Origin of the sequence: Allobosea sp. 2RAB26 (assembly GCF_052115465.1) — a bacterium.
Taxonomy (GTDB): Bacteria; Pseudomonadota; Alphaproteobacteria; order Rhizobiales; family Beijerinckiaceae; genus Allobosea.
Window position 1 is genome coordinate 142,522 of sequence record NZ_JBFRGS010000008.1, and the last position, 23,545, is coordinate 166,066.

The 23,545-nt window shown below is 65.1% G+C and carries 22 protein-coding genes and 1 pseudogene; 9 read left to right on the forward strand and 14 right to left on the reverse strand.

Features of this window, described 5'->3' with window-relative positions:
- Window positions 1–108 precede the first annotated feature (108 nt).
- Together blaOXA and AB4118_RS17480 are read right to left on the reverse strand one after the other, a co-directional pair.
- Window positions 109–940, reverse strand: a pseudogene (gene blaOXA, locus AB4118_RS17475) (class D beta-lactamase).
- Window positions 941–1,138: 198 nt separating this feature from the next.
- Complete coding sequence (locus AB4118_RS17480; protein WP_441490926.1) at window positions 1,139–1,489, reverse strand: hypothetical protein; 351 nt, start codon at window positions 1,487–1,489, stop codon at window positions 1,139–1,141.
- Between the two features lie 116 nt (window positions 1,490–1,605).
- On the opposite strand from AB4118_RS17480, the gene phaC reads away from it, so the two are divergent.
- Window positions 1,606–3,429, forward strand: a complete 1,824-nt coding sequence (gene phaC, locus AB4118_RS17485) for a class I poly(R)-hydroxyalkanoic acid synthase (RefSeq protein WP_441490927.1) — start codon at window positions 1,606–1,608, stop codon at window positions 3,427–3,429.
- An 81-nt stretch (window positions 3,430–3,510) separates the two neighbouring features.
- Here phaC and AB4118_RS17490 read toward each other — a convergent pair whose 3' ends face one another.
- Window positions 3,511–4,872 carry an OmpP1/FadL family transporter gene (locus AB4118_RS17490; RefSeq protein WP_441490928.1) on the reverse strand — a complete coding sequence of 454 codons (1,362 nt, stop codon included), beginning with the start codon at window positions 4,870–4,872 and terminating at the stop codon, window positions 3,511–3,513.
- A gap of 431 nt (window positions 4,873–5,303) precedes the next feature.
- On the opposite strand from AB4118_RS17490, the gene AB4118_RS17495 reads away from it, so the two are divergent.
- A complete protein-coding gene (locus AB4118_RS17495; RefSeq protein ID WP_441490929.1) occupies window positions 5,304–6,152 on the forward strand; it encodes a fumarylacetoacetate hydrolase family protein in 849 nt (282 codons plus the stop codon).
- Window positions 6,153–6,524: 372 nt separating this feature from the next.
- On the opposite strand, the gene argC is transcribed toward AB4118_RS17495, so the two are convergent.
- The 7 genes from argC to AB4118_RS17530 all read right to left on the reverse strand — a co-directional run bounded on the left by argC (window position 6,525) and on the right by AB4118_RS17530 (window position 11,677).
- On the reverse strand, window positions 6,525–7,457 hold the full coding sequence (gene argC / locus AB4118_RS17500; RefSeq protein ID WP_441490930.1) for an N-acetyl-gamma-glutamyl-phosphate reductase: 933 nt from the start codon (window positions 7,455–7,457) through the stop codon (window positions 6,525–6,527).
- A gap of 347 nt (window positions 7,458–7,804) precedes the next feature.
- Window positions 7,805–8,764, reverse strand: coding sequence for an agmatinase (speB, locus tag AB4118_RS17505; RefSeq protein ID WP_441490931.1), 960 nt, complete (start codon window positions 8,762–8,764; stop codon window positions 7,805–7,807).
- Window positions 8,765–8,785: 21 nt separating this feature from the next.
- Complete coding sequence (locus AB4118_RS17510) at window positions 8,786–9,106, reverse strand: hypothetical protein (RefSeq protein ID WP_441490932.1); 321 nt, start codon at window positions 9,104–9,106, stop codon at window positions 8,786–8,788.
- Window positions 9,107–9,177: 71 nt separating this feature from the next.
- Window positions 9,178–9,936, reverse strand: coding sequence for an SDR family oxidoreductase (locus tag AB4118_RS17515; RefSeq protein WP_441490933.1), 759 nt, complete (start codon window positions 9,934–9,936; stop codon window positions 9,178–9,180).
- 96 nt (window positions 9,937–10,032) lie between these two features.
- Window positions 10,033–10,512: a 30S ribosomal protein S9 gene (gene rpsI / locus AB4118_RS17520; protein WP_043232079.1), complete on the reverse strand. Its 480-nt coding sequence runs from the start codon at window positions 10,510–10,512 to the stop codon at window positions 10,033–10,035.
- A 2-nt stretch (window positions 10,513–10,514) separates the two neighbouring features.
- Entirely contained in the window at window positions 10,515–10,976 is a 462-nt protein-coding gene (gene rplM, locus AB4118_RS17525) for a 50S ribosomal protein L13 (RefSeq protein WP_113516586.1), read from the reverse strand.
- Window positions 10,977–11,260: 284 nt separating this feature from the next.
- A complete protein-coding gene (locus AB4118_RS17530; RefSeq protein ID WP_441490934.1) occupies window positions 11,261–11,677 on the reverse strand; it encodes a PaaI family thioesterase in 417 nt (138 codons plus the stop codon).
- Between the two features lie 103 nt (window positions 11,678–11,780).
- Here AB4118_RS17530 and AB4118_RS17535 point away from each other — a divergent pair, with 103 nt between their 5' ends.
- Window positions 11,781–12,596, forward strand: a complete 816-nt coding sequence (locus AB4118_RS17535; protein WP_441490935.1) for an enoyl-CoA hydratase — start codon at window positions 11,781–11,783, stop codon at window positions 12,594–12,596.
- Window positions 12,597–12,699: 103 nt separating this feature from the next.
- Here the strand turns inward: AB4118_RS17535 and AB4118_RS17540 are convergent, their stop codons facing one another.
- Window positions 12,700–13,131 (reverse strand): hypothetical protein, encoded by a 432-nt coding sequence (locus AB4118_RS17540; RefSeq protein ID WP_441490936.1) that lies wholly within the window; start codon window positions 13,129–13,131, stop codon window positions 12,700–12,702.
- A 149-nt stretch (window positions 13,132–13,280) separates the two neighbouring features.
- Here AB4118_RS17540 and AB4118_RS17545 point away from each other — a divergent pair, with 149 nt between their 5' ends.
- From AB4118_RS17545 to AB4118_RS17555, 3 genes are all read left to right on the forward strand, one after another.
- Entirely contained in the window at window positions 13,281–13,811 is a 531-nt protein-coding gene (locus AB4118_RS17545) for a CoA-binding protein (protein ID WP_441490937.1), read from the forward strand.
- A gap of 25 nt (window positions 13,812–13,836) precedes the next feature.
- Complete coding sequence (locus AB4118_RS17550; protein ID WP_441490938.1) at window positions 13,837–15,066, forward strand: FAD-dependent oxidoreductase; 1,230 nt, start codon at window positions 13,837–13,839, stop codon at window positions 15,064–15,066.
- 67 nt (window positions 15,067–15,133) lie between these two features.
- Window positions 15,134–16,411 (forward strand): O-acetylhomoserine aminocarboxypropyltransferase, encoded by a 1,278-nt coding sequence (locus tag AB4118_RS17555; RefSeq protein ID WP_441490939.1) that lies wholly within the window; start codon window positions 15,134–15,136, stop codon window positions 16,409–16,411.
- 132 nt (window positions 16,412–16,543) lie between these two features.
- Here AB4118_RS17555 and AB4118_RS17560 read toward each other — a convergent pair whose 3' ends face one another.
- Window positions 16,544–17,623 (reverse strand): COX15/CtaA family protein, encoded by a 1,080-nt coding sequence (locus tag AB4118_RS17560; protein ID WP_441490940.1) that lies wholly within the window; start codon window positions 17,621–17,623, stop codon window positions 16,544–16,546.
- A 124-nt stretch (window positions 17,624–17,747) separates the two neighbouring features.
- Between AB4118_RS17560 and AB4118_RS17565 the strand changes: the two genes are divergently transcribed.
- Complete coding sequence (locus AB4118_RS17565) at window positions 17,748–17,960, forward strand: DUF2842 domain-containing protein (RefSeq protein WP_069881058.1); 213 nt, start codon at window positions 17,748–17,750, stop codon at window positions 17,958–17,960.
- Between the two features lie 92 nt (window positions 17,961–18,052).
- On the opposite strand, the gene AB4118_RS17570 is transcribed toward AB4118_RS17565, so the two are convergent.
- Window positions 18,053–19,105 carry a polysaccharide deacetylase family protein gene (locus tag AB4118_RS17570; protein WP_441490941.1) on the reverse strand — a complete coding sequence of 351 codons (1,053 nt, stop codon included), beginning with the start codon at window positions 19,103–19,105 and terminating at the stop codon, window positions 18,053–18,055.
- Between the two features lie 106 nt (window positions 19,106–19,211).
- Here AB4118_RS17570 and AB4118_RS17575 point away from each other — a divergent pair, with 106 nt between their 5' ends.
- Window positions 19,212–20,489: a GNAT family N-acetyltransferase gene (locus tag AB4118_RS17575; protein WP_441490942.1), complete on the forward strand. Its 1,278-nt coding sequence runs from the start codon at window positions 19,212–19,214 to the stop codon at window positions 20,487–20,489.
- A 112-nt stretch (window positions 20,490–20,601) separates the two neighbouring features.
- On the opposite strand, the gene AB4118_RS17580 is transcribed toward AB4118_RS17575, so the two are convergent.
- A complete protein-coding gene (locus AB4118_RS17580; protein WP_441490943.1) occupies window positions 20,602–22,776 on the reverse strand; it encodes a GumC family protein in 2,175 nt (724 codons plus the stop codon).
- 194 nt (window positions 22,777–22,970) lie between these two features.
- Here AB4118_RS17580 and AB4118_RS17585 point away from each other — a divergent pair, with 194 nt between their 5' ends.
- Window positions 22,971–23,531, forward strand: a complete 561-nt coding sequence (locus AB4118_RS17585) for a polysaccharide biosynthesis/export family protein (protein ID WP_441490944.1) — start codon at window positions 22,971–22,973, stop codon at window positions 23,529–23,531.
- Window positions 23,532–23,545: the final 14 nt, after the last annotated feature.

Sequence of the window (23,545 nt, forward strand, 5' to 3'; positions counted from 1 at the left end):
GTCAGGACAGGCCGTAAGGCGCAATTTTCGACGAAAGACGCCAGCGTGGCAGGGGCGCCTCGGGCCTTCCTAGCGGCATGCCCCTTCCGGCCGCAGCCTTCGTGCCGCTCATTTGGCCTTCATCAGAACCGGCAGTTCCTTCAGAAAGGCGTCGCGGAGCTTCCGGCCGGGTATGCCATCCGTGCGTTCCGCGCCGATCAGCAGGCGCGCGAAGACGACGCGCCTGTCCTTGTTGTCGGCCCAGCCGACGAACCAGCCGAGAGGCCGCTTCCGATCGATTTCGCCTGCAGCGTTCCGAAGCCAGATGCTGCCGGTCTTGCCTTTCACCGCCCAGTCTCCGGCGCTGAAGCTGGGAAGGATCGCCCTGGTCATCTCATGGGCCTTGCCGGAAACCGGCAGCGAGCCGGACAGGAGGCGCCTCAGGAAGCCCGTCTGCTCCTCTGGCGAGATGGTCAGCGACGACGAGATCCAGGAATGGGTCAGGCCATTGCCCGCGATCACCCGAGACATCGCCGTTGCCATAGCCGAGCTTCGCGACATGGGCTGCGAAGCTCCTGGGCCCGAGCCGGGCGGTCATTTCGCGCGAGTACCAGATGACCGAATCCGCCTCCCAGATCGTCGGGTCGACCGGCTTGCGATCCCGCGCCACCGCGTTGAATCGCGGTTGATAGTCCCAGAGGGGCTTGTGCTGGTCTTCGAGAATGCCCGCGTCGTAACCGATCGCAGCAAGCGGCACCTTGAAGGTCGATGCGGGGCTGAAGCGCTCGTCGCAGGTTCCTTCGCGGTGGAGCGTCTTTCCCGATGCCGCCTCGAGAATGAGCGTACAATCGAGATACGGCTTCACGGGGACAGTCTGAGCCTGCGCAGAATTGGGCAGCAGTGCGCCCGCGATCAGCATGGCTGCGGCGAAGGAGAATGAACGATGGTCCGCTTGCGCCATGGGGCACGGTCTCCGGAACGGCAACGCCCCTGCCCTAGCGAGCCGGCCCGTCCGGGATATGGCGCGATTCCGACTAACTCGAATTAACCTAACCGATTGGTGAAGGCTGCCCTGCCCGGCAGATTGCAGGAGCCAGACGGGACGAGCCAGCCGAGTCGACTTCCGCCCAATAGAATAGGCGGCTAATCGAATCGCCGATTAGTTGGTCGGAACCACGGCCGGCGCTGGCGGCGCGGTCGCGCCGAGGGACTTGGCTTGTTCGCCGGCAGCCTCATTCGAGAGGCGCTTGGCTTCGAGGTTGGTTTCGAGCGTCTTGAAATCCGCCACGGGCTTGCGCGGTGCAGCGCGCGTCGCAGACGTGCCGACCGAGATGTAATCCCGCTCCGTCGAGCGGCTCTCCTTGACGAAGGGCTTCGATTCCTGCGGCGTGGTCGCTAGTCCCGCAGCCTCGGCGACACCCTTCACGCCATCCCCCGCACAGCCGGCAAGAAATGGGGCGCAGAGCAGCAGCAGCGCCAGGAACCTTGTCGTAGGATTGTTGAGTGACATGAGCAGGTCCGGCGCGTTGCAGAATTATCTTTTTACACCATATCGTTTACGTCCTTAATGGGACCAAAATAGGAAGCAAGGGCTTCCGCAAAAGACGTGGCAAGGGGAGACGATTCATGTGCCCGCCAGCCGACGACAAGCCGAAGGGTCCCGCTGGCTCGGACGAAGCGCCTGTGCCGGATTTCGACCTGCTCGCCCAGAACATGGGGCGCTTCATGGAAGAGGCCGGGAAGGTGACCGCTGCCTATCTGAAGCCGATCGAGCGCGGCGAGGCGAAGACCGGCGCCGCCGACGAGGTCAGCGAAATGGTCAAGACTATTGGCCGCGTCGCAGAACGCTGGGTCACGGACCCGCGCAAGATCATCGAGGCACAAGCTTCGCTGACCAGCGACTTCATGAGTTTGTGGGCTTCGACCCTGAAGCGGGCCAGCGGCGAGGAAGCAGCTCCGGTCGCCGAGCCCGACAAGCGCGATGCGCGCTTTGCCGATCCGGACTGGTCGGCCCACCCGATGTTCGATTTCGTCAAGCAGGCCTATCTGATCGGCTCGCGCTGGGCCGAGTCGATGGTGGATCGCGCCGAGGACCTTGACCCGCATACCCGTGAGAAGGCGCGCTTCTACGTCAAGCAGATCGCCAGCGCGCTTTCGCCCTCGAATTTCGTCGCAACGAATCCCGAACTCCTGCGCGAGACGCTCAAGCAGAACGGCGAGAATCTCGTGCGCGGGATGAAGATGCTGGCCGAGGATGTCGAAGCCGGAGGCGGCGAACTCAAGATCCGCCAGTCGGACGGGCGTGCCTTTGAGGTCGGCGTCAATATCGCCACGACGCCCGGCAAGGTCATCTATCGCAACGAGATCATGGAGCTGATCCAGTACGCACCGTCGACCGAGCAGGTCTTCAAGCGCCCTCTGCTGATCGTGCCGCCCTGGATCAACAAGTTCTACATTCTCGATCTCAATGCCGAGAAGAGCTTTATCCGCTGGTGCGTGGCGCAGGGACTGACGGTCTTCTGCATCTCCTGGGTCAACCCCGACGAGCGCCACGCCGCCAAGGATTTCGAGAGCTATATGCGCGAGGGCATCTTCGAGGCCCTTGACGCGGTCGAGCAGGCGACCGGCGAAAAGCGCGTGACCGCCATCGGCTATTGCGTCGGCGGCACGCTGCTTGGCGTCACCCTCGCCTATATGGCTGCGACCAGGGACAAACGCATCGAGAGCGCGACCTTCTTCACGACGCAGGTCGATTTCTCGAAGGCCGGCGAACTCTCGGTCTTCGTCGATGAGGATCAGATCCGCGCCGTCGAGGAGCAGATGGCCCAGCGCGGCTATCTCGACGGCGCGCGCATGGCCGGAGCCTTCAACATGCTGCGGCCGAACGACCTGATCTGGTCCTATGCCGTCAACAACTACCTGAAGGGCAAGCTCCCGACCGCGTTCGACCTGCTCTACTGGAACTCCGATTCGACGCGCATGCCGGCCGCCAACCATTCCTTCTATCTGCGCGGCTGCTATCTGGAGAACCGGCTCTCCAAGGGTGAGATGACGATCGGCGGGAAGACGCTCGATCTGAAGGCGGTGAAGATTCCCGTCTACAACCTCGCCGCCAAGGAAGACCACATTGCTCCGGCCCAGTCCGTCTTCATCGGCTCGCAATGTTTCGGCGGGCCGGTCGACTATGTCATGGCGGGCTCCGGCCATATCGCGGGGGTGATCAACCCGCCTGGCAAGGTGAAGTACCAGTACTGGACCGGGGGCAAACCCGAGGGCGTGTTCGCCGATTGGGCCAAGGGCGCCGTCGAACACCCCGGTTCCTGGTGGCCGCATTGGCTCGGCTGGCTGACTTCGCAGGCGCCGAAGACACTGCCGGCGCGCGAGCCGGGCGACGGCGCACTGGCGCCGCTCGAGGACGCGCCTGGAAGCTACGTCAAGATCAGGGTTTGAGCCCCTTCGGAGCCGGATGACCTTCCGGATCACAAAAAAGCCGGCCCAAGGGCCGGCTTTTCGCAGAATTGGGTACGTCGATCAGTTCTTCCGCACCACCGGGCGCATCGGGATCGTCTCCTGCGGATTGTCCCAACGATAGGTGATGCCGGCGGAAACGACATGAACATGCGGCTTGGCCTCGGCCGTGTAGAGAACCGCGCCCTGCTGCGGATGCGCTCCGGAATAGTTCACGCTCGCATTCTGGACGTGGAGGTAGGTATAGCCCAGGTCGAACTTGATCCTATCCGAGACCTGATAGCTGAAGCCTGTCGATAACCAGAGGCGGTCATTATCCGAGATGAAGACCGTGCGGTTCTCGTCGTTCACGGCCGAAAGCTCGTAACCGACACCCGCGCGAAGGGTCAGATCGCGGTTGTATTTGTATTCGAGACCCGCCGCGAAGTACCAGCTGTCGTCATACTGGAAGTTCAGGCTGGTGAAAGGAACGCCAAAATTGCTGGCGACCACGGGAATGCGACGGAAACGGCTCCAGTTCGTCCATTCGACACCAAGGTGAGCTTGCCACTGGTCGTTGATGACCTGGGAGAGGCCGAATACGACCGAATCGGGCAGATTCAGGTTCGCCTTGATCGGGTTCGAACCCGCAGCGAGGATCGGCGGGACCGCGGCCGGGGTCTTGAACGTGCCCTCCAGCGAATGATGGATCATCGAGCGGTAGGCCAGGCCGATATTGGTTCCCTGCCACGGGGTCAGCGTCACGCCGAGCTTGTAACCGAAATCGATCGAGTCGCCTTCGAGGATGGTGTTGGCCGCCGTAGCCGTGATGCCAGCTGCCTGCTTCAGATTGGTCTTGAAATACTGCACCTGGAGCGCTGCGCCCACGGCGAGCCAGTCATTCACTTGGTAGCCGACGGTCGGCGTAACGTTGATCGTCGCGACGCGCGCCGAGCGGCCGTAGATCTGAGACGCATTGAATTGGTTTTCGGGTTTCGAGCGCAATCCGAAGGGCACGCCGGTGTGCATGCCGATCCAGAGGCGATCGGTCAGCTGCCAGGCTGAATACGAAGCCGGCACGAAACCGCCATCGCCGCCGATCTCGCCGGTGCCGAGGTTGCTTCCTCCAGCGGCGCCGATCGGGACGATCGCGCCGTTAGGCAGCCGCACCCGTGTTGGCGAGGTCGGATCGTAGCTGGCGCTCGGGGCGATGTAGCTGAAGTTCCAATTGCTGTTGCGGCCTGGAAACATGGTGATCGTGGCCGGGTTGAAGGTCATTGCTCCCATGCCGATGCCGCCGGAGGCCGCGCCGGCAAATGCCATGCCGAGGCCCTCGGCACTCGTTCCACTGCGCAGCGAAAACGAACTTGCCGAAGCGACGCCGGAAACCAGAAGAGCAGCGACTGAAACGGTAGCAGCGGCGGTGTAGCGAACCATGCTCTTCATCGAGTACCCATCCCTAGGATTGACGTTCTTTCGGGCAAATCACCCGCTTCGCCGACGAACATGCCGCGCTCGCGTTTCTGCCGCAATCCCGCCCTGAACGGCACAATTTCGCCATGCTTCTCCATGTGCTTGCACCGCAGCAGGCAGAATCGGCTAAAAATCCGCCGATTCCTGCAGTGCCGATCAAGTCGGCGCGTGAAAAAGATCGTTTATATGCGAACTATCACAAGTTTTGCGAAGGTGGCAGTTCTACGAGCCTACGTCTAATGGTTGCAGAAGCCTTTGCTTTGGCGACGGCCGTTGCATTCCCGCAACAAGTTTCGGGGCCCCCCTGTGCAGTCGCGTCATGCGCAGGAACCGCTTGCCTCCGGCGCCCCGTCCGCACAGGATCGCGCACCTTTGATCATATCGATTGAAACGGGGGAAACGACGTGAAACTGGTACGTTATGGCGCTTTCGGCCAAGAGAAGCCCGCGCTGCTGGACTCCAAGGGCGTGCTGCGCGACCTGTCAGGCAAGGTTCCGGACATCGCCGGCAAGGCGCTGACCTCGGCCTCGCTTGCGGCACTGAATGCGCTCGATGCCGAAACGCTCCCCGAGGTTCAGGGGACGCCGCGCATTGGCGCCTGCGTCGGCGATGTGCGCAATTTCATCGCTGTCGGCCTCAACTTCGCCGACCATGCAGCTGAGACCGGCGCGCCGATCCCGGCCGAGCCGATCCTGTTCAACAAGGCGCCGAACTGCATCGTCGGCCCCTATGACGACGTCACCATCCCGAAGAACTCGAAGAAGACCGACTGGGAAGTCGAGCTTGCGATCGTGATCGGCGATGGCGGCTCCTATATCGCCGAGAAGGACGCCATGGCCGCGATCGCAGGCTTTTGCGTCTGCAACGACGTCTCGGAGCGCGAATTCCAGACCGAGCGCGGCGGCCAATGGGCCAAGGGCAAGGGCTGCCCGACCTTCGGCCCGCTCGGCCCCTGGCTGGTGACCCCCGACGAGATCGCCGATATCCAGAATCTCGGCATGTGGCTCGAGGTCGATGGCGAGCGCGTCCAGAACGGCTCGACCAAGACGATGATCTTCGGTGCCGCCTATCTCGTGCACTATATCAGCCAGTTCATGCGGCTCGATCCGGGTGATGTCATCACCACCGGCACTCCGCCCGGCGTTGGTCTCGGCTTCAAGCCGCCGCGCTTCCTGAAGGGCGGCGAGGTCGTGGCTCTCGGCATCGACGGCCTCGGCACGCAGAAGCAGAACTTCGTCCCCTACAAGGGCTGAGATAAAAAGACGCCGCCATGGCTGCTTGACCCAACCATGGCGGCGTTGCCCACACCGCAAATAATGTCGCTCACAGCTGCCATGGAGGCAGCCAAAGCGGCGGGGACTAGTCTCGGGTCTCGTGTCGTAAAGCCACCAGTCGCCGCAGCGACGTGACATTACGCACAACCGATCCCCCGATAGAGGCCATCCCTCCCCATATCGGCTACCCCCATTTGGGGGACGTCAAGGCAAAGGGTCATCACGACCCCGTCAGCTGACCATAGGTCATGACCGCAGCGGATTGCCCGCGCTGCTCCCCTTGCCTCAACGGAGAAGGCCCGGCTTGGGGCCGGGCCTTTCGCCTTTGCGGACGATATCCGGCTCGATGATCTAAGCTTCGCCGAGCCCGAGCATCAGGCGGATATTCTGGACCGCAGCGCCCGAGGCGCCCTTGCCGAGATTGTCGAGCTTGGCGACGAGCACCGCCTGCCGCAGCTCCTCATTGCCGAAGACCCGCAATTCGAGCTGGTTGGTGTCGTTGAGCGACTCCGCTTCCAGCTTGCCGCCGGCCTCGGCCGGAACCACCTTCACATAGGTCGAGCCGGCATAGCGCGCCGCCAGCGCGTCGTGCAGGTCGGCGACCTTCGGCTTGCCCGGAAGCGTGTCGAGATGCAGCGGTACCGAGACGAGCATGCCCTGGCGGAAATTGCCAACGGACGGCACGAAGATCGGCCGCCGGGTCAGGCGCGCGTATTCCTGCAGCTCCGGCAGGTGCTTGTGCTTGAGCCCCATCCCGTAGAGCTCGAAGGACGGGGCGACGCCCGCCTCATAGGCTTCGATCATGCTCTTGCCGCCGCCGGAATAGCCGGAGACGGCATTGACCGTCACCGGATGATCCTGCGCGAGCAGGCCCGCATCGACCAGCGGCCGCAGCAGGGCGATGCCGCCGGTGGGGTAGCATCCGGGATTGGAGACGCGGTTGGCATTGGCGATTGCCGCGGCATGGCCGGGGGCGAGTTCGGCAAAGCCGTAGACCCAGCCCGGCGCGACGCGATGGGCAGTCGCGGCATCGACGATCTTGGGAGCGTCCGCGCCGAGTTCGTCGGCGAGCGCCACCGATTCCTTCGCTGCCTCGTCAGGCAGGCAGAGCACGACGAGATCAACCCCGGCCATCATCGCCTTGCGGGCGGCCGGATCCTTGCGCTTGTCGGGATCGATGCTCTTCACGACGACCTCCGGCAGCTCTGCCAGCCGGTCGCGAATGCCAAGGCCGGTGGTGCCGGCTTCGCCGTCGATGAAGATCGATTTCAGATTCTGGCTCATGAGGGCCTCCGAAAGCGCGCTCGCGCTCATTGATAGGTCAGCATCAGGCATAAAAAAACCGCGCTCCGGGCGCGGTTCGCGGACAATTCGGGGTTCAGCCGAGCGTCATCGCGGGCGCGCCGGGGCGGCCTGGTTGGTGCGACGTCGGATCGAGCACATGAACATGACGCTGATATGTGGGAGGGCGCCGCCCCTGTCAATCGGCATGTGACGCGACGTTGCCCTGCGGGGCACGGCAAGCCTCTCGCCCGACGAGGCGGAGGCTTGCGTCATGCCAGATTTGCCAACGGATTGAATCGCTTGGTGCGCGCGGCTCGTAAGTCGATTCAGCCCGCTCGCACAGCGATTCAATCGGCCTTCTTCTTCAGCGCCAGCGCTTGGATGTAGTGTTGGGCCACGGCGGCACCGGCGATCGCCGTCGCGTCGGCATGGTCATAGGGCGGGGAGATCTCGACGATGTCCATGCCGCGGAAATCGAGATCGCGGATGGCCCAGACCATGCGCAGTGCCTGCGCCGTCGTAAAGCCGCCGGCAACGGGCGTGCCCGTGCCCGGCGCGAAGGCCGGATCGAGCGCGTCGATATCGAAGGTGAGATAGGCGGGGCCCTGCCCGACGCGCTGCTTGATGCGCTCGACGACGCCATCGACGCCGAGCTCATGGGCTTCATAGGCGCCAAGCACCTGGATGCCGCAATCCCGGGGCGCAACTGTGCGGATGCCGACCTGGATCGAGCGATCGACATCGATCAGCCCCTCGCGCACCGCCTCCAGCATGAACGTGCCATGCGACACCGCACCAACGCCATCGTCCCAGGTGTCCTGATGCGCATCGAACTGGACGATCGCCAGCTTGCCATGGCGGGCGACATGGGCGCGCAGCAGCGGCAGGGTGATGAAATGGTCGCCGCCGAGCGTCACCAGATGGGCGCCGGTGGCGATGATCGCGGCGGATTCGCGCTCGATCGCCTTGGCGCAGCCCAGCAGGTCGCTGCGCGGCAGCGAGCAGTCGCCGTAATCCACGGCCGAGAGATGCTCGAACGGGTCGATGCGGGACGGATACTGGGCATCGCCGTCGAAGATCGCGCTGACGCGGCGCAGTGATTGCGGTCCAAAGCGCGTGCCCGGCCGGTTGGAGACCGCGAGATCGAAGGGCACGCCCCAGATCACCAGATCGCAGCCGGCGACATCCTTGCTGTAGCGGCGGCGCATGAAGGAGAGCGCGCCGGCATAGGTCGGGTCCTGCGCCGGGCCGCGCCGATCGCCGGTGAAGGCGTGGTCGATGGAGGGGGTGTCGACGGGTTCGGTCATGGCAGCAATCCGTGAATGAAGTCAGCGCCTGCCCGTGAGCCAGACATAGAGGCACCAGGGCAGGATCAGGGCGAGGCCGGTCAGGACCAGCCGAAACGTGGTCCAGGCGATGGGGTTCTGCAGGGCGCGGCCATCGAGTTCAGGCACGCCATGGATCAGGCCGAGCGCGAAGGCCGGCGTCAGGAAGATGATCAACGCCCGCCCGACCCGACGCCCGGTCGGCTCCCCCGTCCGCGCAAGCGCGAGCAGCGCGGGAACCGCTATCATTCCGAAAGCAATGAGAACGAGCAGGATGCGCATGGCGAAGGCTGGAACCGGAGACGTGAGCCTGCGGTTTAGCATGGCCGCGGCCCTGATCCAGCCGCGCCGCGCGGCAGGCGCAGCCGAATCTGTCGTTCAGGGCGCCCGCGCTATCAGCGGCCGCCCGCCACGCGCAGAACCACGCCTGTCGTATAGGCGGAAGCCTCGGACAGCAGGAACAGCACGGCCTCGGCGATCTCGTCCGGAGACGCCGCCCGCTGCAGGGGAACGAGCGGCGCGATGCGCTCGACCCTGCCCGCTTCGCCCGTCGACAGGGCATGGATCTCGGTCTCGGTAATGCCGGGCGCAACCGCATTGACGCGGATGCCGGCTGGAGCAAGCTCCTTCGCCAGACCAACCGTCAACGTATCGATCGCTCCCTTGGAGGCGGCGTACCAGACATATTCGCCGGGCGAGCCAAGCGTTGCCGCAGCCGAGGAGATGTTGACGATCGCCCTGCCCTTCCGCTCCGGTTGAGCGAGCAGCGCCCGTGCCGCTTCACGCGCGACCAGCAACGCGCCGGTGACGTTCACGTCGATGCAGTTGCGAATGACCTCTGCGTCCGCCTCGGCTAGCGGGCCCGACTTGCCGGTGATGCCTGCATTGTTGACGACCTGGGCGATGGGCCCGAGCTTCCCCTTCGCCTCGGCGAAGACGCGCAGGATATCCGCCTCACCGGACATGTCGCCCTGGAGTGCAACGGCGCTTGCGCCCGCGGCCTTGCAGGCCGCGACGACCGATGCTGCCGCGGCCGCGTCGCGCTGGTAATTGACGGCGACATCATAGCCACGACCGGCAGCCATGACTGAGATGGCGGCGCCGATGCCGCGGCTGCCTCCGGTGACGAGAAGAACGGGACGGATAGCGCTCATCGGCGGCGACTCCAGCAGGAACGGAGCTGCAGCCAATACGAAAAGGGCGGCTCTTGCGAGCCGCCCTGAAAGCATAGCCAGACTGCGTGAGCCGGATCAGCGCTTCGAGAACTGGAAGCTGCGGCGGGCCTTGGCCTTACCGAACTTCTTACGCTCGACGACGCGCGAGTCGCGGGTCAGGAAGCCTTCCTTCTTGAGCGGACCGCGCAGTTCCGGCTCGTAGAAGGTCAGGGCCTTGGAGATGCCGTGGCGCACAGCGCCGGCCTGGCCGGAGAGACCGCCGCCCTTGACCGTGACGACGACGTCGTACTGGGTCATGCGGTCGACGATCATCAGCGGCTGCTGCAGGATCAGGCGCAGCACCGGACGAGCGAAGTAGACTTCCTGGTCGCGGGTGTTGACCGTGATCTTGCCGGAGCCCGGCTTGATCCAGACGCGGGCGATGGCGTTCTTGCGCTTGCCGGTGGCATAGGCGCGGCCCTGCGCATCGACCTTCTTGACGTGAACGGGAGCGTCGGGCTGAGCCGTCTTGGCGACCTGGCCGAGCTGCTCGAGAGACTGAAGAACCTCAGCCATGATCAGAGCCTCGCATTCTTGCTGTTGAGCGCGGCGACGTCGAGCGCCTCCGGCGACTGGGCGGCGTGGGGGTGCTCAGCGCCCTTGTAGACGCGCAGGTTGCCCAGGATCTGGCGGAACAGCGGGCCGCGCGGGAGCATGCGCTCGACAGCCTTCTCGACGACGCGCTCAGGGAAGCGGCCTTCGAGCAGGAACTTGGCGGAACGCTCCTTGATACCACCCGGAAAGCCGGTGTGGTGGTAGTAGACCTTCTGGTCGCGCTTGCGACCCGTCAGGACCACCTTCTCGGCGTTGATGACGATGATGTTGTCGCCACAGTCGACATGCGGGGTGTAGGCGGCCTTGTGCTTGCCGCGCAGACGCATCGCCACAACGGAGGCGAGACGACCAACGACCAGCCCGGAGGCATCGATCACAACCCACTTCTTCTCGACGTCGGCGGGCTTGAGCGAGACGGTCTTCATCGCGGCACCCTTCGGTTGCTTGAAAAAGGACAAGCCGCCGGAAGGCCGGCGGCGGTGTGGGGCGGTGGATAGGGGCAAGCTGCCGTACTGTCAAGCACCACGATCACGGTCCAAGGCGAAAAATCGCATTGTTTTCAGTGCAATGGCAAAAACGGTATTTAGATACCGCATTCCGTTCCAGCGATCCCGCGAGGTCCGGCAGGGTTATCCCTTTCCCTGCGCTTCTCCCGGCCCTCCGATTCCCCCATGGAGACGGTTCTGCGGCCAGGACCAGCGCTCGAATCCTAGCGCTCCGACGGAATCGAGTAGGTGCCGGTCGCATGGCAGACCATCTCGCTGTCGCCCTGCGAGAACAGCGCGACCTCTCCTACGGCGAGCCGCTTGCCGAGCTTGAGCAGCCTGGCCTCCGCGATCAGCGCCACCGGCCCCGGCTTGCGCAGGAAATTGTAGTTGAGGCTCGTCGTCACAGCGAGGCCGACCGGGCCGATCTGGCCGAGGATCGCGACATAGAGGGCGAGATCAGCCAGCGCCATCATGGTCGGACCGGAAATCGTGCCCCCCGGGCGCAAATGCCGCTCGTGATAGTCGCAGCGCATGCGCGCCGTCAGCGGGCCGACATCTTCGATGAAATAAGTGCGCCCGCCATGATGGAGTTGCGGGAAGACCTGATCGAGATAGGTCTCCACCTCTGAGATCGTCATGCGGGGTGTCATGTGCGGGAAACCGGATGCCAGCGGGAAACTCCTCCCCTTGCAGCATGACGGTTGGGCTCCGACAATAGCCGCGGATGCGAAAGGCCATGCCATGAATGCCCATATCGAGCCCGACACCGCCCCGGTCCTGCTGCGCGCAGACCAGGACGGCATCGCGACACTGACGCTGAACCGTCCGCAGGCGCGCAATCCGCTTGGCGAAGCGATGCTGGACGCGTTGAGCGAGGCTTTCCTGGCCATTGCGGCAGACGATACGGTGCGCGCCGTCGTGCTGACGGCAGCCGGCCCGGTCTTCTCGGCCGGTCACGACCTCAAGGAGATGAGCGCGCATCGCGCCGATCCAGACCGTGGCCGCGCCTATTTCACCGATATCCTTGGCCGCTGCTCGGCCATGATGCAGCAAATCACCGCCCTGCCCCAGCCCGTCATTGCAGCGGTGGAAGGCACGGCGACCGCTGCGGGCTGCCAGCTCGTCGCGACCTGCGATCTCGCCGTCGCCGGCGCGCAGGCGCGGTTCTGCACGCCCGGGGTCCATATCGGGCTGTTCTGCTCGACGCCGATGGTGGCGCTCTCGCGCAACCTCGCGGCGAAGCATGCGCTGGAGATGCTGCTGCTGGGCGAGATGGTCCCGGCCGAGGAGGCCGCCCGGATGGGGCTGGTCAACCGGGTCGTTCCGGCAGGCGCAGCGCTTGCGGAGGCCTTGCGACTGGCGGGCGTGATCGCATCGAAATCGACTGCCACGGTGAAGGTCGGCAAGCGCGCCTTCTACCAGCAGCGCGAGATGGGCCTCGCCGCAGCCTATGATCGCGCATCGGCGGTCATGGTCGAAAACATGCTCGCCCGCGACGCCGAGGAAGGGATCGGCGCCTTCATGGGGAAACGCCAGCCGGTCTGGAGCGGCAACTAGCGGCTCGCGAGCCTCGGCCGGGCCCTCTCCATCGATCCGGAATCAGCGCCGCACGCGGCGACAACCGTGACACGCCGCGTGCAGCTATCCATCAGGCGCCTGTTCACAGGATCGCGGGGAAGTGCTCCGGCATCTCGGTTTGCAGGTGCTCCTTGGCCTCTTCTTCCGGCTGCGGCACGGCTGGCAACTGCAAAACGGTCGCCTTTTGTCCCGTAGACAGGTTCGTCAGCAGAATGACCTGCCCGTCGGGCAGCTCGAGCGCATCGTGATGCGCATAGGGCTTGTCGAGATCGATCTGACGGAAGCGGGCCATCGTCGCTGCCATCTTGCGATGCGGCAGGAAGCCGACCACCCTATCGCACTCGATCTCGCTCGCGAACGCCAGCTCCGTGCCGGGCAGCACGCAGACCGCAACCTCCGGCTGTGCCGAGGTGCAGAACCCGCGCGTGCTCGAATTCGGGAAGCTGGTGGTCGTCAGTTCGTCGCCCACTTTGGCGGGAGTGGACATCACATTGTGCAGGCTATAGTCGCACATGGTAGACCCTCCTTTCATGACGGAACAACCGGGGTTGTTCGCCCTGTGTTCCATTGAATCAGATAAGAGTGGCAAAGCTGTGGTTCAGCCCCTCGGCGCCAAAATGCTGGGGCATGATCGCCGCGTATTTCTCGTGAGGATTCAGCACCTTGAATCATGAGGCCTATGAAGATGCGCTAATCCGCCGCATCCTGCGCGAGGTGAAAACCGTCGCCCTGGTCGGTGCCTCGGCCAACGAGGCGCGGCCGAGCTGGATCGTCACCAAGTATCTGCTTGATCGCGGCTATGACGTTATCCCCGTCAATCCCGGCCTTGCCGGTCAGACGCTGCTCGGCAAGACGGTCTACGGCTCGTTGAAGGAGATTCCGGTTCCCGTCGACATGGTCGAGATCTTCCGCAATTCGGAAGCCGCCGGGCCGATCGCGGACGAGGCTTTGGCGCTCTCCCCCCTGCCGAAAGTGATCTGGATGCAGTTGTCCGTCCGCAATGACGCGGCCGCCGCCCGCGCCGAGGCCAAGGGCCTCACCGTGATCATGAACCGCTGCCCGAAGATCGAGTATGGCCGGCTCTCCGGCGAGATCGGCTGGCAGGGCATCAACTCGCGCATCATCTCGAACAAGAGGCCGCAACTGGCCGGCAAGGGCTTCCAGAAATTGTCGATCGACCGGCCCGGGACCTGACCGGGCCATCCCCAGGAGAACGGCGATGCGCGAGGAAACGACTACTTGCTGCATCGCCGGGGGCGGCCCCGCCGGGATGATGCTCGGTTTCCTGCTCGCGCGAGCCGGCATCGAGGTCACCGTGCTGGAAAAGCACGCCGATTTCCTGCGGGATTTCCGCGGCGACACGATCCACCCTTCGACGCTCGAGCTGATGCATGAACTCGGATTGCTCGAGGCCTTCCTGAAGCTGCCGCACAGCAAGGAAGACCATATCGTCGCCCGCTTCGGAGACGAAGAGATCACGCTCGCCGATTTCTGCCATTTGCCGGTCAAGGCTCCCTATGTCGCCTTCATGCCGCAATGGGATTTTCTCGACTTCCTGGCGGAACGGGGCCGCGAGCAGCCCTCCTTCCATCTGCGGATGCAGACGAAGGCCGAGGGACTGATCAAACAGAACGGGCGCGTGGCGGGTGTCACGGCCATGGCGCCCGACGGCCCGCTCTCGATCAGGGCCGATCTCGTGGTTGCGGCCGACGGGCGCAGCTCCGATCTGCGCGCGGCGTCTGGCCTCCCGGTGAAAGTGCTCGGCGCGCCGATGGACGTGCTCTGGTTCCGGCTGTCGCGCAGCAAGAGTGATCGCAACCAGACCTTCGGCCAGGTCGCGGGCGGCCGGTTCTTCATCATGCTCAATCGCGGCGACTACTGGCAATGCGCCTTCATCATCCCCAAGGGTTCGCTGGAATCCTTGCAGGTCCGGGGCATGCGGGCCTTCCGGGACGGTGTCGTCGCGCTCTCGCCCTTTCTCAAGGACCGGATAGCGGAGCTGCGCAGCTGGGACGACATCAAGCTGCTCTCGGTCGCGGTCGATCGCCTGACGCGCTGGTGGAAGCCCGGCCTGCTCTGCATCGGCGACGCTGCGCATGCGATGTCCCCGATCGGCGGTGTTGGGATCAATCTGGCGGTGCAGGATGCCGTCGCAACGACCAACCTGCTGGCAGCGCCGCTCCGCGAGAGGCGGCTGACGGATACCGCGCTCGCAGCCGTGCAGCATCGCCGTGAATTCCCGGCAAAACTCACCCAATCCATGCAGATCGCCATCCAGAACCGGGTGATCACGCCGCTGCTCGCCAGCCGCGGACCGGTGGCGCCGCCGCTGCCGCTGCGCCTCCTGCAGCGCTTCCCGCTGCTGCGCCGCCTGCCGGCACGGCTGATCGGCCTGGGGATCAGGCCGGAGCATATCGGCCCCGCTCTCAGGCCCGTCCGGCCGAATTGACGCCGCACAGAGCGTTCGTTAAATCGAACGAGACCGTTTCACGATCAGAATTTGCAGGGAGCACGCCATGTCAGACCGCTCACCGGGTTTCCATACGCTCGCCATTCATGCCGGTGCAGCACCTGATGCAGCCACCGGCGCGCGCGCCACGCCGATCTACCAGACGACATCCTTCGTCTTCGACGATGTCGACCACGCCGCATCGCTGTTCGGCCTGCAGGCTTTCGGCAACATCTATACGCGGATCGGCAACCCGACCAACGCAGTGCTCGAGGAGCGCGTCGCCGCGCTCGAGGGCGGCACCGCGGCGCTCGCCGTCGCATCCGGCCACGCCGCCGAGTTCCTCTGCTTCCACGCCCTGCTGCAGCCGGGCGACGAGTTCGTCGCCGCGCGCAAGCTCTATGGCGGTTCGATCAACCAGTTCAACCATTCCTACAAGAATTTCGGCTGGAACGTGATCTGGGCCGATTCCGACGATCTTGAGAGCTTCGCCGCCGCGGTGACCCCGCGCACCAAGGCGATCTTCATCGAGTCGATCGCCAATCCGGGCGGGGTGATCGTCGACATTGCCGGCGTCGCGGCCATCGCCAAGAAGCACAACATTCCGCTCATCGTCGACAACACGATGGCGAGCCCCTACCTGATCCGCCCGTTCGAGCACGGCGCCGACATCATCGTGCATTCCGCCACCAAGTTCCTGGGCGGGCACGGCAACTCGATCGGCGGCGTGATCGTCGATGGCGGCTCGTTCAACTGGGTGGGCGACGAGCGCTACCCGATGCTGTCCAAGCCGCGGCCGGAATATAATGGCATGGTGCTTGGCGAGACCTTCGGCAATTTCGCCTTCGCCATCGCGACCCGCGTGCTCGGCCTGCGCGACATGGGCCCGGCGCTCTCGCCCTTCAATGCCTTCATGATCCTGACGGGCATCGAGACCCTGCCGCTGCGCATGCAGCGCCACTGCGAGAGCGCGCTCGCCGTCGCAAAGCACCTCTCGACGCATCCGGCGGTGGAATGGGTCAGCTATCCCGGCCTGGACGGCGATAAGTATCACGACCTCGCAAAGCGCTACTCGCCGAAGGGAGCGGGCGCGGTCTTCACCATCGGCCTGAAGGGCGGCTACGATGCGGGTGTCAAGCTGGTCTCGAACCTGCAGCTGTTCTCGCATCTCGCCAATATCGGCGATACGCGCTCGCTGGTGATCCACCCCGCCTCGACGACGCATCGCCAGCTCTCGGACGCACAGAAGACCGCGTCGGGCGCCGGACCGGAGGTCGTGCGCCTCTCGATCGGGCTCGAGGACGTGGCGGACCTGATCGGCGATCTCGACCAGGCGCTGATCTAGCATCCGGCAGCGCTCCGACGGGGGCGTCCACCCGGCAAGAGAAACGCAGACCCGGGATCCCTGCCTGAACCATTCCGGCCGGGATCCCGGGTCTCTTTCTTTTGCCGTCCGGGGGACAGCGTTCAGGCGGCGTCAGGCCCGGACAGGATGCGCGGTGCCGGCCCCGCTCCGCGTGACATGTACGACTGTCATCGCCAGCACCATGAAGGCGAGCGCCTGATGGGCGAGCCCCGCCCAGAGCGGGACCACCAGCAGCAGCGTAACGACGCCGAGCGCGGCCTGTGCCAGGGTGAGGCCCGCAATCGCCGTTGCGCGCTTGGCGCTGCCCGACCCAGGCGCCGCGCGGCGCATCGCAACGGCATGCCAGAGCGCGGCCGCCAGCAGCAGATAGGCGCCGATGCGGTGGTTGAACTGCACCAACGCGACGTTATCGACAAAGTTCTCCCAGAGCGGCGTCTGCGCAAACAGCGTCGACGAAGCCGGAGCCAGCCCCCCATCCATCAGTGGCCAGGTGTTGAAGGTGAAGCCCGCACGGGAGCCGGCGACGAGGCCGCCAAGCGCGATCTGGGCGAAGGTGAGCACCAGCAACACCCAGGCGGCCAGGCGGCCCCTCGCCTGTTCGACCCGCCGCAGCGGCGTCAGCCAGGTGGCGAACGCGACAACGGCGGCGAAGAACAGGCCGGCGAAGGTGAGATGAAGCGTCAGCTTGACGGGGGCGACCGCGATCATGCCTGGCTGGAGCCCCGACGCGACCATGATCCAGCCGATCGTGCCCTGCAGGCCAAGCAGCAGCCCCATGCCGAACAGCACGGCGCTCTGGCGCCAGGGCAGGAGCCGGCGGAGGGCGACGACAAGGAAGCCGAGGAGATAGACCAGGCCGATGAAGCGGCCGAGCTGACGGTGCCCCCACTCCCACCAGAAGATGAACTTGAATTCCGACAGCGCCATGCCGGCATTGAGCAGCTGGTATTGCGGGCTGGCGCGATACTTCTCGAATTCAAGCGCCCAGGCGGCGTCGGAGAGCGGCGGGATCGCGCCGGTGACCGGTCGCCATTCGGTGATCGAGAGGCCTGAGCCGGTCAGGCGGGTCGCGCCGCCGACCACGACCATCGCGAAGACGAGTGCCGCGACGATCCAGAGCCAGCGGCGGATGCCTGCGTGGTTGGCGGAGCTGACAGCGCCGCCACGCGGCTGATCGAGAGCAATCGTCACGGGATGGGGACCTCGGGTCGCAAATGTCGCGCTTCACAAGCGTCGTTGGGGGTGACAGATAGACCCGCGCGAAGACGCGAACAACGCCCGCAATGCCGCAGCCGCGCCGGCATGGAGACGAGAGATGACCCAGAGCCACCGCAAGCTGATCGGCACCGTGGTGATCCTGATCTTCGTCTGCGTCTATGCGCTGGTCGCCATGGCACTGGCGCAGGGGCGGATCACGGACGCGCCCAAGCTGGTGCAGACCATCGCCTATATCGCGCTCGGCCTCGCCTGGGTGCTGCCCCTGCTGCCGCTCATCAAGTGGATGGAGCGGAAGGACGGGCCACGCTGACATCCGTCTGAAAATCGGATTACGGTCTTCGGAAAAGCCGTTGCAAACATGGAAGCCTGGATCATCGGACCGGATATCCGGTCCGATGGGATCTAGGCGACATTCAGCCGCCGCCCCTTGTTCCAGAGCAGGAACGGCAGTCCCGACAGCAGCGCCCGCAGCGCTGCCTCGCTCTGGTGATAGCCGTTCAGCGAGACACGCGGCAGCGCATGCAGATGCTGCTCATGCCGATCGAAGAGATGGCCCGGCCGCGTGGTGACCGCGCTGGTGAAGCCAGCCGCCCTGGCAAGGGCGAATTCACGTTTGCCGGCGGAGCCCGGGTCACCAACGGGATAGGCGAAATGGCGCATGGGCAGGCCGAGCTCCTGCTCGAGCCGTGCCTTGCTCTCGACGATCTCGACCCGGGCAAAATCCTCGGGATGCTTGGCAAGCATGGGGTGGCTCAGCGTATGCGCGCCAATGGTCACGCCGGGCGCGCCGGCGAGCGAGCGCAGTGTCTCCCAGGGCAGGCATTCGCGCTCGACCAGGGCTGCGCTATCGATGCCGGCCTGACGTGCAAGATCGGAAATCGTTGACAGCAGAATCGCTTCCGGCCCTTTGCGCAGACGCCAGTAGAGCGTCTCGAAGGTCCGCTGCTTCTCGCGATCAGATTCGGTGCGGGCCGAGAACCCGCCATCCGGCAAGTCCAGGGTGAAGCGCGGCAGCGCCCGGATCGCCTCCTCCATTTCCAGCCACCAGAGCCGCGCGGTGCGCTCGGCGAAGCCCGTCGTCACGAACAATGTCCAGGGCACGCCATGCTTGGCCAGGACCGGCCAGGCATGATCGAGATTGTCGCGATAGCCGTCGTCGAAGGTCAGCGCCACGAAGAATCGCTGGGAGAGCGGGCTCTGCAGCCGCGCCACCGCTTCATCGAGCGAGACGATGTCATAGCCCTGAGCCTTTATCAGTGTCAGCGTCAGGTCGAGGAATTCAGGCGTGATCTCCAGCAGACGATTGGGGGCGAAGCCCCGCTCGCGCCAGGGCCGGACATGATGCAGGGTCAAAATCATGCCCGCGCCCTGAGCGAGGTCCTTCGCCCATCGGTCGGCGCCGGTCAGTGCAATCGCCTTGAATGCGGCGGAAAAGGCTTGGTGTCGCAGGCTCATCCGGCTCCGGGCAGCAACCGCTCGCTAATATTGTTCGCCGATGCTTCGGCTGGTCGAAGCCAACCTGGCAGGTTCGTTCACAATAGCGGGTTAAGGACAGCGAGGAATGCCGCCATCCGAGGGTCCAGAGACGATGTCTGCACTTGCCGAACGCGCCGGAACTCCGGCCTCGGCCCTGAACCTGACAGCGGTCAGGAGCAGGGGGGAGCGCGCGCGCCCCTGGCACAGCATCACGATCAGCAGCGGCCCTGCCGCCCTGGAAGCCGAGTGGCGCAGCCTGGAAGCGGCGGCCCTGGTAACCCCCTACCAGGCCTATGGCTGGATCAAACCCTTCGTCGAGACGGTCGGAGCAGCTCACGGCACGGAGTTCCGATATGCCGCGCTGCGCGACGCGGCCGGGCGCGCCCAGGCCATCCTGCCGCTGGCGCTGACACGGCGCAACGGCGTTCGCTACGGCGAATTCATCGGCGGCAATCACGCCAATTATCACATGGGGCTCTATGCCCCGGCCTTCGCTGTCGCCCTCGATACGGCCGCGGCGCGTGCCCTGCTTGTCGAGATCGGCACGGCCATTGGAGATCTCGACGCCTTCATCTTCGTCAACCAGCCGAAGGACTGGCAAGGCGTTCCCAACCCGCTCGCGCAGCTTGCGGCAGGGCCGAGTCCGAGCGGAGCCTACAAGCTCGCGCTGGAGGGACGAGACTGCGAAGGCTCGCTGCGGCGCTCGATGAGCTCGCATGCCCGCAAGAAGCTGAAGAACAAGCGCAACCGCTTCGCCAGCTTCGGCAGCTCAGTCCTGCTCAAGGCCGAAACCCAGGAGGATATCGAGCGGGTCGTTTCCGCTTTCCTGAGCCAGAAGGCGGCGCGGTTTGCCAGCATGGGCGTTCCAAACCCCTTCGCGGAGCCCGCCCTGGGTGACTTCCTGCGCCAGGGAGCAAGCCCTGACCGCACTGACACGCCCGTTCTCGAGCTCTACTCGCTCGATCTCGACGGCCGCTGTGTCGCAACCTATGTCGGCGCCGTGCAAGGCCAGCGTTTCTCAGGCATGGCCACATCCTTCGACATGGACGGCGACCTCGCCAAGTCGAGCCCTGGCGAGATCCTGCTGGTCGACTTGATCAAGCTGAAATGTCGTGCCGGAATCGAGGTCTTCGACCTCGGCGTCGGCGAAGCCCGCTACAAGACGACGGTATGCGACGACCGGGACGAACTCGTCGACACGTTCCTGCCGCTGACGCCGAAGGGGCATGCCTTTGTCCTGTTCAGCCGGGCCAAACGTGCCGCGAAGCGCAGGATCAAGAGCTCTCCGGTGGCACTGAAGCTGGCGCAACGCGCCTCGGGCTGGCTGAACCGGAAGCGGACACTCGCCACTGACGACGACTGAGCGGAAACGCCTCTCGCAAAATCAGATGCGCAGGATCTGCGCATCTCGCAGGGCGTGCAGGGCCACGGGGCCCTGACGATCCCGGCCGCCCCCGCCCGGGATACGCTTCGGCTCAGGCCATCGCCGCATCATGCTCGCGGACGGAAAACGGCACGCCGGCCGTCTCCTCGAGCTTGTCGACGACGAGAGAAACCGGCGCCGTCGTCAAATCGGCAAGCCGATAGGCGGCCTCCATGGCGTGCCCGTTGCCGATGCTGCCCGCCATGACGAAGACACCTTGCGCACGTCCGACCAGCGGTGCGAGCACGGCGCTCTCATCGCCCGAAGTCGCCGAGACCAGGACCCAGTCATAGGTCTCGCAGAGCGCATCGAGCGCCACCTCGACGATATCAGGCGCGGCCAGAACCGCCCTTCGCCCTGCGCGTCCAGCGCTGATGCGATGCAGCCGCGAGCCCGGTTCGCGCATGATGATCTCGGAGAACTGGGCCTCGCCGGCAAGAAGCTCGGAGAACCCCAGCTCATCCAGTTCGTCATCGTCGCTTGCAAGGTCGACCAGCACGCAACGGGAGTGGCGGGACAGCAGTTCCGCGAGATCGCGTGCCGACATCGCCTCGGGACCGGCCCCGTCGAGCAGCACGGCCAGCGGCGCCATCTCGGCGGGAGGCGCCGCAATCCGCTCGGAAAGCGCCGTAAGAGCCCCTTCGGGATCGGCCGCGGCCAGGGGAACCCGGCCCACCCGGCCGGTATGGGTCAGCAGCCCCGCAACGCGCTCGCGGCGCTCGTCTCCGTCGGACGGATATTGCGCGGCCCCAGCCCCGCCGCCGCCGACCCAGCCCGGCGCACGCCGCGGGCCATTGGAGCCGGGCGATGACCCCGCAGTGCCGTTGAGGAGCTCACGCGAGACCACCATGGCGAGCGCGACGAGGAAGGTCGCGAGCGTCGCAACGAGGATGATCGGGATCTTCTTCGGGAAGGACGGCTCGGTGGGTTCGACGGCGCGCGAAATGATGCGTGCATCGGCCGGGCTGGCGTTCTGGGTGTCGCGCGCTACAGCCTCGCGATAGCGCTGCATATATTGCTCGAGCTGATCGCGCAGGGTGCGTGCCTCGCGCTCCAGCGCGCGCAGCTGCACTTCCTTGTCGTTGGCGCTCGAGACATTCTTCTTCTGCCCCTCAAGGGCGGCCGTGAAACTGTCGACGCGCTGGCCGGAGATGCGTGCCTCGTTCTCCAGGGTGCGAACCGTGCGCTCGGCGGCCGCGCGGATCTGACCCTCCAGATCGGCGAGCTGGGCACTGAGCTCCTTGATGCGCGGATGCCCTGGCAGAAGCGAGCGCGATTCCAGCGCGATCTGGGCACGCAGATTGACGCGCTGCTCGATCAGGCGGCGGACCAGTTCGTTATTGGCAACGTCCGGAATCTCGAAGGTCCGCCCGCTCTTCATCGCATCGCGAATGACGCTGGCCTTGGCCTGGGCCTCGGCCTGTTGACTGCGGGCATTGGAAAGCTGGGTCGAGAGGTCCGCCAATTGCTGTGCGGTGATGGTGGTGTTGTTCGTTCCGACGAGCAGTCCGTTGCGCGAGCGGAAGTCCTCGACCTTGCCCTCCGCCTCGGCAACGCGCTTGCGCAGCGGCTCGATCGTGGTCGAGAGCCAGGACGAAGCGCTGCGCGCGGTGTCCTGCTTCGCGGCCTCCAGCATCTCGAGATAGATGTTGGCGATCTCGTTGGCTCCGCGCGCCGCCAGCGCCGGATCGCGCGACGTGAACTCGATCGCGACGATGCGGGACCGGCCGACCGGGAAGACCAGCAGGCGGTCGTAGAATTGATCGAGCACGCGTTCTTCGGGCGAGCGATCGGCCGGATGCGCTCCCAGCCCGACCAGCACGCCGAGCCGCTTCAGTGCACTCAGCGCGCCGGCGCCGGAATCGAATTCGGGATTGCCGACGAGTCCGATGCGCTTGATCGCCTCGCGGGCGAGATCACGCGACATGATGACCTGGACCTGGCTCTGCACGCCCTCGCTGTCGAATTGCTGGCTTGTGGCTTCAGCCCCGCCCTGCCCCGGACGGGTATAGAAGCTGTCCCGATTCTCGAGCAGGAGCCGCGCCTCGCCCGTGTAGCGCGGCGTGACCAGATTGACGGCGACGAAGGAGAGGCCGAGCGCCAGCACTGTGGGGCCGAGCACCCAGAGCTTGCGCCGCTTGATGGCGGCCCAGAGCGCGGAAAGATCGAGCATGTCGCCGCGGCTCTCGCCGGCATCCCGCATTCCGTCATCGGATCGAGAGGTCATGACTCACCCATTCACGCAAAACTCGCGCGCCCAGCGCAGGACGCAGGGTCAATCAAAGCTGATTAAGGTTATTGGCGAGTTAAGAGGTGGCGGCGTCTCCAGCGAGCGGGGGGCAGCGAGGGAGGTCGTGCTCAACTTTTGTTAACCATAGCCACCCTAACGTGACGGCAGAATTTGGATGGACTGAATATGCGATGAGTCGATCACTCGCCCCACTGGCCCTGGCGGTCGCACTAGCGACGAGCGCCTGCGCGCCGCGCTATGCAGCGCAGGAACTCGCGGTCGTCGACGTCAATGTGCCCTATCGGCTCGCCAGCGGCGACCGGCTGCGGGTCATCGTCTTCGGTCAGGACAATCTGTCGAACATCTACGCCGTCGACGGTTCCGGGCGCATCTCGATGCCGCTGATCGGCCCCGTCGAGGCCCAGGGCCGCACGACCAGGCAACTCGAGCAGGCGATCGAAGGCAAGCTACGCGTCGGTTTCTTGCGCGAACCCAAGGTTTCGGTCGAGGTGGATACCTACCGCCCGTTCTTCGTCCTGGGCGAAGTCACCAATTCCGGCCAGTTCCCCTTCGTGAACGGCATGACGGTGCAGACCGCGGTCGCCATTGCAGGCGGCTTCACCCCGCGCGGCCAGCGCAACTATGCCGAGGTCACGCGCCAGATCGACGGCCAACTCGTCACCGGGACGGTGCCGATCACCTACCAGGTGCAGCCGGGCGACACGATCGTCATCAAGGAACGCTGGTTCTGAGCGCAAACGAGGTG